Raw genomic sequence first — 6,320 nt, 5'->3', positions numbered from 1 at the left:
CTCTGCTCCTCTGCTGCCTATTTGTATCAACCTTAAAGTGAAACGGTATTACACCTCTTTTGCTGACTTCGAGTATACCTTGTGATCTAAACTGAGGCGGGTATTGTCGCTGATGCTTCAATTTATATGAAATTAAACAAAATACCATGATTTTGATGCAATAAAATAGGAATTATAGGAGAAAGCTAAAACTTTCCCCAAACGGCTGTTATTTGAGTGTATGTATGATCAACAGTCTATTTTCTCCTATGTCGATGCGTCCCTTGAAGCTATTCATAACTGGAATGGCACTGACTTTAAACGTTTTTTTGAGTGCTTCCAATCAGGTTTGGGCGCAATCAAAAAGCCAGACGGTTAAAGAACAAATACTAGTGCTACAACAATCCGAACAGCGTTGGATTCAAATTAAGCTTTCAAACCAACGCTTAACAGCTTGGGAAGGTGACAAACCTGTTTATACATTTATTATTTCTACAGGTAAGAAATCTACCCCGACTCCTACTGGTGTTTTTCAAATTCAATCCAAGTACAAGTCTGCCCGAATGCAGGGTGAGGACTATGATATTCCTGACGTTCCATATACTATGTATTACAGCGGAAGTTATGGAATTCATGGTGCTTACTGGCATAAAAAATTTGGAACACCAATCAGTCATGGCTGTATAAATATAGCTCCCAAAAACGCTAAATTGCTGTTTAACTGGGCATCGATAGGAACGCCAGTGGTAGTGCAAAGGTAGGGAATGTTTTGTAGTCAGCACCGAAGCGCTGACTACAAACCATATTTTTCAGTTATCAGTTATCAGTCATCAGTTATCAGTTATCAGTCGTTTACTGTTCCCTGTTCCCTGTTCCCTGTTCCCTGTTCCCTGATTTAACTCAACTGCGCCACAACTTGATTTTCCAACAGCGTTTCACTTGTCAACAAGTCCTCAACTGTGATTCGCAAAAAGCGTTGTTCATCAACTTGAAAGCCAACTTTGATGCGATCGCTCCCCGGAAACCCTGGTGGTGTGAGTTGAGCAATTGATCTTGCCCCATCTTTATCGTTAAGGGGTTTGACGTTTGTTTGACAGCTGGCTGCACTGCGAGTAATCAGGCGATCGCCATCAAAATAAACTTCCGTACCGCCCGTATCCGCACCCAACTCACCCATAATTAATTCAACACTGGGCTGACTCTCCATAGAAGCGCCCAAAACTAATTCTACTGGCTGACTCATCGGGTAAGGCTGACCAGCCCTAACAATAGGATGCCAGCTATGGCATTTGTTGCGGCGATCCCAATACCGGATACCATAGCTATGGTAGAGAAAATCTTTCACTTCCACGCCTTGAGCAACTTGTAAAGCGCCTTGGGCAATGGCTTCAAAAGGACGCTCACAACGAATTTTTTCTGGTTTAAAATACTGCTTAACCCATGTTTGTACTGCGCTCAGTTGTACAGTTCCACCGACAAGTAAAACAGCGTTAATATCTGAAACTTCTATCCCTTGGCGTCGTGCTTGCTGCAACAGAGAAGTCATCGACTCATCAAGTCGTTCAAAAAACGCGTGTTCTGCGAGGATAGTGTTTAGAGTGTCGCGGTTGAGATCTAACTCATAACTCTCAAACGTCTCATCGTTGAAATAAACTTCGCTTGCTTGGGTTTGGCTTGAAAGTTGAATCTTCACTCTTTCTGCGAGTCGCGTTGTCAAAGGACTCACCACCAACCCTTGAGTTTTGGCAAAGTAATCAACCAGCCAATTATCGATGTCAGTACCACCCAAATTTTGCCCAGCTTTCGCCAACACGCGAGCGGTTTTTACCTTTTGCTTTGAGTCTTCGGCTAAGGACTTGTTACCCCACTTGAGAAGAAATCCTACCGGCTTTTGAATTCTTTGCACGGTTTGATCTAGCCGCACGAGAGATAAATCCAACGTTCCACCGCCAAAGTCAATCACCAAGAGAATTTCTTGATCTGCCAAGCCATAGCCCAAAGCCGCTGCTGTTGGTTCATCCAGCATCCGCACTTGTTCAACGGGTAGGGTTTGGCAAACTTGTCCCAGCCAGTGGCGATAAGCCTCAAAGCTGTCTACAGGTACAGTTAACACCAGAGAATCTATTCCCCCTTGCAGTGGTGCCAATTGCTCAATGATTTGAGAGAGGAACAATTGCCCCACCTGCTCAAAAGTAACGATTTGTCCATCCAACTCTGGTAAGAAACCTTGGATGTCTGCACCAATACCGCGTTTAAAGCTGCGGAAAAATCGCGGGTCATTTTTTAAATCAAGACCGCGATCGCGCACTTGTTGACCCAATAACACTTGCCCCTTCGAGGCATCTTCAACATAAACCAAGCTAGGAATCAGTGGGGGATTGAGACTTTGTTGAATAGATAAACCAGGTATGTTGAGAGTTTCTGGTTGTTGGGTGACAGGGTTCCAGCGAGCGATGACTGTGTTGCTTGTACCAAAATCTATTGCTATTGCCATAACTTTTTAATCATCTCATGCAAATATGCAAAGCATGAGATTATTTTCTCATCTCAAACCTCCGCAAGGGGACTTCTGCCATAAGCACACTAGCCTTGGCTGTAGTGGCGTTGGGACGATTAATTTTTCTTTTGTTTCTCTCGTTCCTATGCTCTGCATGGGAATGCCTTAAAGGAGGCAGAGCCTCCCAATGATTATATTGAGGCAGCAGCATAGCTATCTCTTCCCTTCTCAGTTGCAAGAAAGGGCTTTGTCAACAGCTAAAAGAATGATTTTTTGTTAAGTTTTATATGTAAGAATCATTACAAAGCTAGATGGTGGATCACTCCTCTAGACAAATATCATTCAAATAATCCGGAAAAAGCGCCAAGAGCGCTAAGTTGAACAAGAAACAGGCTTTGGAAATGAAAAATTTTTCGCTGTTTATAACTCATATTAAGTTTTTACGTGAGCAGCCAGAGTTTTTGTGTGAGTTGGTAGAGAGCCAAAACCTACATTTGCAGTACAGACAGCAGCAACCCGAAGAGGTAGAGCAAGAATTAAAGGCGACAAACCAAAATTTGTGTATTGCACTCCTGTCACAGGGAAGTCACCCCTGAAGGGGTGACTTCCCTGTGACAGGTTTAGAACACTCAACACTCTTTAAGGCTCAGGAATTACAAGAGACAATTTCTAAAATTGAAAAATCTGCTAGCGAGTCAGTAGTAGAGCTACTTACTATGATCAATGGTGAAGAAGTTCAATCAGAAGAATTGCACAAGATGGACAAGGTAATTTTTCAAAAAAATACTTTCAATAAGGAAATTGCTAATGAGATTATAGCTCATTCCAAGAAACTTAGAACTCATTCACAAGAGCTTGAAACTCGGTATAAAAAGCTTGCTTGTCAGTTTGTTAACTTGAAAACTTGCTACACTGAATTTAAGAAAAATTGGACTCAGCTTAGAAAAACAACAAAATAAAAAATTAAGTTTTGGGAATGATCTCAAAGTAAAGTAGTTTAAATATTGTTTATAATTCACGCTTATTATCAAAGAGTTACTTGAGTTATGAATGAAAGAGCAAAAAAATTAGAGAAGTCCTCCCAGGAACGTATACAAATAACAAATGAACATCTCCAGGGTTCTCGGGAGCATATGAAGCGAACAAGGGAAATCTTGGAAGAATCAAAAAAGTGGCTAAGCAAGATCAAGCCGCACTCAGATACCCAAGATTAGGGAAGGGGTAGACAACAGAATTTATTGCAGCCACCAAGAACGTAAATGGGCGATCGCCTCTTCCTTGCTTTTTGCTTCGACTTCTATCCAAGGCGCTTGTTGATAAACACTGGGCATAGCGTTAATAAAATCACTATGTTTTCTATCACCGAAAGCTTGTTGACCGTTGGAAATGTGGACTAACTGCCAGTCTGGGTTAGCCCAAGTTTCCCTTGCAGCATAAAACATTTGGGCAACACTTGGATCGTCGTAACTGTCTAAACTTTCATGGCAGATATGGTGATGAGCATCAAATACTAATGGTATGTTAGTTCGTTGACAAACTTCTAAAATTTCACTGGAACTGTAGGCGTATTCGTCATTTTCCAAAGTCAAGCGACTTTTGATGTTTTCTGGTAATTCAGAAATAACATCCACCAGTTGATCCGAACGTTGAGATTTGCCACCATGAATGTTCATTAATGACCAACAAGAACGCGGTAAACCTAGTAAATCTAGTGTGCGAGCGTGTCGCTCTAAGATTTTAAGACTTAATGCCACCACTTGCGGTGAATCAGAACTGAGCACAACGTACTGATCCGGGTGTAATACCATTCGGATGCCTAATTTTACTGCCCTTTGCCCGATTTTGGCTAAATCTGCGCTCATATTCTCTAGAACAGTTGCGCCCACTTCATCCTCCAAGTCACTCATCGGAAATAAAGCAGAGGACATTCGATAAAGCTGTATTGAATTGCGCACACAAAAAGTTAACGCCAAATCTAAGCGCTGTAAGTTCTCCCGATAAATGACTTTTAGTGCGGTTTCACGTTGGTTCTCTGGGAGTTCTAAGTAGCGCTTACGCGTTATTGTCCGAAAGCGCACCTCTTTGGACAATGTAATGCAAACTAATCCTAAGTGCGGTAAAGCAGTTTTTTGCAACTGCTGTGCATTAGGTGAATTGTTCATCACAACCCCTGATGGGGATTTCGACTCCCGCACTGCTGACATATGACATATTGCTATCACTTTCTTGATTTAACTCATTTCTGCCCCGGAATGATGAGTATCCAAAGGCAGAAGTCACCCGCTTGGTGGTTGGATTTAAACGTGTAAAAATCTTTTTTCGCTTATCTTGCTTGCCATCTTCTCAACAGCCAAAACCTTCCAGTTCCGTAGAGACGATAAAACAACGCTGTAAAAGCATATCTGCTTACACAAAGATTAATAGCGAAAAATCAATGATTTTTAAGTTATTTCTCCAACCAATCAATCAATCTTTACATTTTAGGATTGAAAACCTATTGACAAAAAGTACATCTAGATTATATTATCCTCACAACATGAGGATATGTACCTTTTGGCAGTTATGTCAAGTACCTTAAAAATTGTTAAATTTATGAAAGAAATATAAAGTTCAAGAGCCACAGTCAGAAAAACTTTCAGCTGAGGGAAAAATAACACCTGAAATCTACTAGTGGCTGGTATCCGCCGCTGGCGCATCCTCTAACTATCAGATTCTTCACCTACGGAGAAAATCATGAAAAATCGGCACTCATCAGACTCTAAACAATTTGTAGGAAATATAAAAAATGGAATTTGGGTGTTTGGTATCTCGTCGTGGCTATTTGGTATAACTGATCGCAGTATTGCTTCGTTTTCCGATGGTTATCTGTCTGCGATGGATCTAACGCAACTATTTACAGCTGGAATCTTCCTTGTCGCTTGGTGGTTTCTCAAGCCTACATCTAGGGTATAGTTCCATTTTCCATGTTTGATTTTGAATGGAATGCACTCTTTAGCAGCGATCAAACTAAAAAAGTAAAGCTTGAATGTCTGATCTCGATAAAATCCATTTTCTACCAATTGCGCTCCTATACGTCTAAACCTTTATTTGTGAGTACCTTTGACTTTTTTTATGTCACCATAATTAATGACAATCGAAAAAATTTTACGCAACTGGTTCTAATTTTTGCCAAATAACATCAGTTAAGTTGTTTGATTTGGATTTTGTTGAGATGAGAGAATGTTTGGAAAGTCTCATTTTGTACCAAAATTGATTCGCCACTCCCCTAAATTCCTGATGTCTTGGGAGCATCTCAATTTTGTGAACATAGTGCGAGCCGAAAGGCTCGCACTGTATTTGGTATAAATTTGAAGATAAGTACTTTTTACGACAATACGGTTGCTGTTCAAATACTTTGTAACAATAATGGACAATTGGTATCACAAGAACCAATGTAAGAGACGTCACCCAACGAGAGAGTCAGTCGCACTCAACACAGAGAACCTCCCCAACAGGCTGACTCACATGCAACAGAGCCACTCGCGTGCACGGCTTCCCCAGTGCGTTGGGGAGCCAGTACTTGATGAGGGTTTCCCGACAGAGGTATCTGGCGTTCGGGTTTTTTTGTAGCACCTGCCGCCGCGTTGAGCGATGTAGCGTTCTCTACATGTGTGATACCAATTGATATGAAATCTTTAAAAACTTTTTTAGTTTTTCCGTAAAGATTCACGCTGCAATTGTATTTACTTAAAGTCACTGAAGAATTTGTCAATCATGAAATAATGAATAAAAAAATTAGATTCGCAAGCTCTGCAAAGAAAAAATCTTGATTTTGGTAAAGAAGGTAATTCCTCTAAGTAGGATT

General features: G+C 40.9%; 7 protein-coding genes. 4 read left to right on the top strand and 3 right to left on the bottom strand.

Features of this window, described 5'->3' with window-relative positions:
* Positions 1–224: 224 nt before the first annotated feature.
* On the top strand, positions 225–740 hold the full coding sequence (locus AC5JM2_RS09600) for a L,D-transpeptidase (RefSeq protein WP_495834662.1): 516 nt from the start codon (positions 225–227) through the stop codon (positions 738–740).
* A gap of 134 nt (positions 741–874) precedes the next feature.
* Here AC5JM2_RS09600 and AC5JM2_RS09595 read toward each other — a convergent pair whose 3' ends face one another.
* Positions 875–2,473, bottom strand: a complete 1,599-nt coding sequence (locus tag AC5JM2_RS09595; RefSeq protein ID WP_495834661.1) for an Hsp70 family protein — start codon at positions 2,471–2,473, stop codon at positions 875–877.
* 404 nt (positions 2,474–2,877) lie between these two features.
* Here AC5JM2_RS09595 and AC5JM2_RS09590 point away from each other — a divergent pair, with 404 nt between their 5' ends.
* The gene (locus AC5JM2_RS09590; RefSeq protein WP_495834660.1) at positions 2,878–3,072 is read left to right on the top strand and encodes a hypothetical protein; all 195 of its coding nucleotides are present in this window, start codon (positions 2,878–2,880) and stop codon (positions 3,070–3,072) included.
* A gap of 15 nt (positions 3,073–3,087) precedes the next feature.
* Complete coding sequence (locus AC5JM2_RS09585; RefSeq protein ID WP_495834659.1) at positions 3,088–3,435, top strand: hypothetical protein; 348 nt, start codon at positions 3,088–3,090, stop codon at positions 3,433–3,435.
* Between the two features lie 276 nt (positions 3,436–3,711).
* Here the strand turns inward: AC5JM2_RS09585 and uvsE are convergent, their stop codons facing one another.
* On the bottom strand, positions 3,712–4,638 hold the full coding sequence (gene uvsE / locus AC5JM2_RS09580) for a UV DNA damage repair endonuclease UvsE (protein WP_495834666.1): 927 nt from the start codon (positions 4,636–4,638) through the stop codon (positions 3,712–3,714).
* Between the two features lie 571 nt (positions 4,639–5,209).
* On the opposite strand from uvsE, the gene AC5JM2_RS09575 reads away from it, so the two are divergent.
* A complete protein-coding gene (locus tag AC5JM2_RS09575) occupies positions 5,210–5,428 on the top strand; it encodes a hypothetical protein (RefSeq protein ID WP_495834658.1) in 219 nt (72 codons plus the stop codon).
* Positions 5,429–5,945: 517 nt separating this feature from the next.
* Here AC5JM2_RS09575 and AC5JM2_RS09570 read toward each other — a convergent pair.
* Positions 5,946–6,185: a hypothetical protein gene (locus AC5JM2_RS09570; RefSeq protein ID WP_495834657.1), complete on the bottom strand. Its 240-nt coding sequence runs from the start codon at positions 6,183–6,185 to the stop codon at positions 5,946–5,948.
* Positions 6,186–6,320 lie beyond the last annotated feature (135 nt).

The sequence above is a fragment of the Brasilonema angustatum genome, from assembly GCF_059505445.1.
The sequence above is the reverse complement of the archived record's forward strand: the minus strand, read 5'-3'. Positions and strand labels throughout refer to the sequence as shown.

What these genes read in the sequence shown, in the direction of transcription:
- AC5JM2_RS09600 (WP_495834662.1), top strand. Translation starts at nt 225, where the DNA reads ATGATCAACAGTCTATTTTCTCCTATGTCGATGCGTCCCTTGAAGCTA.
- AC5JM2_RS09595 (WP_495834661.1), bottom strand. Translation starts at nt 2,473, where the DNA reads ATGGCAATAGCAATAGATTTTGGTACAAGCAACACAGTCATCGCTCGC.
- AC5JM2_RS09590 (WP_495834660.1), top strand. Translation starts at nt 2,878, where the DNA reads ATGAAAAATTTTTCGCTGTTTATAACTCATATTAAGTTTTTACGTGAG.
- uvsE (WP_495834666.1), bottom strand. Translation starts at nt 4,638, where the DNA reads ATGAACAATTCACCTAATGCACAGCAGTTGCAAAAAACTGCTTTACCG.
- AC5JM2_RS09575 (WP_495834658.1), top strand. Translation starts at nt 5,210, where the DNA reads ATGAAAAATCGGCACTCATCAGACTCTAAACAATTTGTAGGAAATATA.